The following is a 3,013-nucleotide window of genomic DNA, read 5'->3' as shown; positions in this document are numbered from 1 at the left end:
CTGGGCATCCGGAGCAGCGCCGGACTCGAGGCATCGGGCAGGAGAAGCGTCTCGCCCATCGTGATGCTCTCGGCGGACACGGCATACGCCAACCCTGGTACAGGTGCCGCCGCAAGTGGCGCTGCTCAAAAGGGCCAGTACTGCCGCATAGGATCTCGAGACATTGGGGGTTCTTGTCCGCCTGACCTAGGATTGCCGCGGCACCGGCCGATCTCTCAGGCAGCGCCGCGGGACTGGTTGGCCGCGTGGCGTCACGCGAAGCCGTCGCCCTGGCCCGCGCGGACCAGGTGCAGCACCACGTCCCAATCGCCTGCCTGCAAGGCCCATCCTCCTGGCTTATGGCACTCCGACCGACAGTACCCACGGCGATACGATTGAGTTTGTTTTCTCCCGGCCCGGGATCCGTTGACCCACACGGGAGAGCGCCTAGCGTGACCCATCTCGCGGGAGATTGCCCATGCGGTTCGGCGTGCGGCTCCTCGTCCTGTCGGCGTTCTCGTTCCTGACGGGGCATGTTCCGGCCGTGGCACAGGGTGCCACGGTGCGGGTCGGACACTTTCCCAACATCACCCATGTGCAGGCGCTCGTGGGTCGCGCCCTGGAGCGGCAGGGCAGGAGCTGGTTCGCCGAGCGGCTGGGTCCCGGTGTCAAGGTCGAGTGGTATGCCTACAATGCCGGCCCGAGCGCCATGGAGGCGATCTTCGCCAACTCGCTCGATCTCACCTATGTCGGGCCGAACCCGGCGCTCAACGCCTATGCCCGCTCGCGCGGCAACGAGATCCGGGTCATCGCGGGGGCGGTGAACGGCGGCTCGGCCCTCGTGGTGCAACCGGATGCCGGGCTCACCACGCCTGCCGACTTCCGCGGCAAGCGCATCGCCACCCCGCAATTCGGCAACACCCAGGACGTCGCAGCCCGCGCGTGGCTTGCCACGGGCGGGCTGCGCATCACCCAGACGGGCGGCGACGCCCAGGTCGTGCCCACCTCGAACCCCGACCAACTGTCGCTGTTCCGGAGCAAGCAACTCGATGCCGTCTGGACGGTCGAGCCCTGGGTCTCGCGCCTCGAGGCGGAGGCCGGCGGCCGGGTGCTGGTCGAGGAGAAGGAGGCGATCACGACCGTGCTCGTGTCCAGCGTGGCCTTTCTCGCCAGGAACCGCGACCTCGCGCGGCGCTTCGTGGCCGCCCATCGCGCGCTGACCGACTGGATCAGGCAGAACCCCGAGGAGGCCCAGCGCCTGGCGCGCGAGGAACTCCAGGCCACGTTCCGCGTCGAGATGTCTCCCGAGCTTGTCGCCCGGGCCTGGAGCCGCATGACCGTGACGCCGGAAACCAGCCTGCCGGCCTTCCAGGCCTTCGTGACCAGCGCCCAGCAGGTGGGCTTCCTGCGCGGGGTGCCCGACCTGTCGCGTCTGATCGAGACACCCTGATGAGGGACACCGGGGAAGCGGCGGCAGGTCTCGCGCCGAAGCTCGTGGTCGAGGGCGTGTCGAAGCGCTACACCTCGTCGCGCGCCACCGTGCAGGCGCTCGACAACGTGTCCCTGAATGTCACGGAGGGCGAGTTCGTCTGCCTGATCGGCCCGAGCGGATGCGGCAAGTCCACCCTGCTCGACATCATGGCCGGCCTGACGCTACCGGACAGCGGCCGCGTGCTGGCCGATGGCAAGCTCGTGCAGGGGCCCGGGCGGCAGCGCCTCGTGATGTTCCAGGAATCGGCGCTGTTCCCGTGGCTCGATGCCTTCGGGAACGTCATGTTCGGCCTGAAGCTGCGGCCGGACCTCACCAACCGCGAGAGGCGGGACATCGCCAACCGCTTCCTCCAGCTCGTTGGGCTCGAGAGCTTCAAGCGCGCGCATGTGCACGAACTGTCCGGCGGCATGAAGCAGCGCGTCGCCCTCGCGCGGGCGCTTGCGCCCGATCCGCAGGTGTTGCTGATGGATGAGCCCTTCGCGGCGCTCGATGCGCTCACCCGCGATCAGCTCTACGATGACGTCCAGCGCATCTGGCGCGACAGCCGCAAGACCATCGTGTTCGTCACCCACAATGTCCGGGAGGCCGTCTGCCTGGGAGACCGGATCGTCCTGATGTCGCCCTCGCCGGGCCGCATCGCGCAGGTCTTCGCGATCCCGCTGCCCCGCCCGCGCGACATCAACAGCCCGGCCCTGGCGAGCCACACATCCGGAATTGCTGCGGCCCTGAAGGGCACCTTGAGAGGGGCGGTGTCCGAATGAAACGCGTTCTCGTCGCGCTGCTGTTCTTCGCCGCGCTGGGCATCCTCTGGGAACTGGCCGTGCGCAGCGGCCGCTGGTCGGCGGTGCTCCTGCCATCACCCTTATACGTCGCGGAGTATATCTGGGGGGCGCTGCTCGACGGCTCCCTTCCGGAAGCGGCTTGGGTCACGCTCAAGCGGCTCCTAATCGGCTATGCGGCCGGAGTCATCATCGGCCTTCCGCTCGGGCTCCTGACCAGCACCTCCCGCACGCTCGAGGACACCATTGGTGCCCTTGCGCTCGGACTCCAGACCCTGCCGAGCGTGTGCTGGGTTCCGCTCGCCCTGATCTGGTTCGGGCAAACCGAAGGCGCGATGCTGTTCGTCGTCGTCATGGGCACGGTCTGGTCGGTGATCATCGCGACGGACAACGGGGCCCGCAACATCCCGCCGATCTATGCCCGCGCGGCCCGCACGATGGGCTCGGAGGGCTTCCACAAGTGGACGCGGGTGATCCTGCCGGCGTCGCTGCCCTTCCTGGTCAGCGGCATGAAGCAGGGCTGGGCCTTTGCCTGGCGCTCGCTGATGGCGGCGGAGATCTATGTCTCGATCCTGACCGGGTTCGGTCTCGGCCACCTGCTCCATTACGGGCGCGAGCTGAACGCCATGGAGCAGGTGATCGGCGTCATGATCGTGATCGTGCTGATCGGGCTGCTGGCCGATCGCGTCCTGTTCTCGCCCTGGGAGCGTTTCCTGCATCGCCGCTGGGGCACGAACGCGAATGCATCCTAGTCACGTGAATC

3 protein-coding genes are annotated in these 3,013 nt (G+C 68.0%); all 3 read left to right on the top strand.

Annotated elements, in window-relative coordinates:
• Positions 1 to 457 precede the first annotated feature (457 nt).
• The 3 genes from BN1233_RS42155 to BN1233_RS42145 are packed head-to-tail and all read left to right on the top strand — an operon-like array spanning position 458 to position 3,002.
• The gene (locus tag BN1233_RS42155; protein WP_048710191.1) at positions 458 to 1,429 is read left to right on the top strand and encodes an ABC transporter substrate-binding protein; all 972 of its coding nucleotides are present in this window, start codon (positions 458 to 460) and stop codon (positions 1,427 to 1,429) included.
• Complete coding sequence (locus BN1233_RS42150) at positions 1,429 to 2,232, top strand: ABC transporter ATP-binding protein (protein ID WP_046869665.1); 804 nt, start codon at positions 1,429 to 1,431, stop codon at positions 2,230 to 2,232. The genes BN1233_RS42155 and BN1233_RS42150 overlap by 1 nt, the downstream gene beginning before the upstream one ends.
• Positions 2,229 to 3,002 (top strand): ABC transporter permease, encoded by a 774-nt coding sequence (locus tag BN1233_RS42145; protein ID WP_046869664.1) that lies wholly within the window; start codon positions 2,229 to 2,231, stop codon positions 3,000 to 3,002. The genes BN1233_RS42150 and BN1233_RS42145 overlap by 4 nt, the downstream gene beginning before the upstream one ends.
• Positions 3,003 to 3,013: the final 11 nt, after the last annotated feature.

This window comes from Microvirga massiliensis, from assembly GCF_001006805.1.
Lineage (GTDB): Bacteria > Pseudomonadota > Alphaproteobacteria > Rhizobiales > Beijerinckiaceae > Microvirga > Microvirga massiliensis.
The sequence above is the reverse complement of the archived record's forward strand: the minus strand, read 5'-3'. Positions and strand labels throughout refer to the sequence as shown.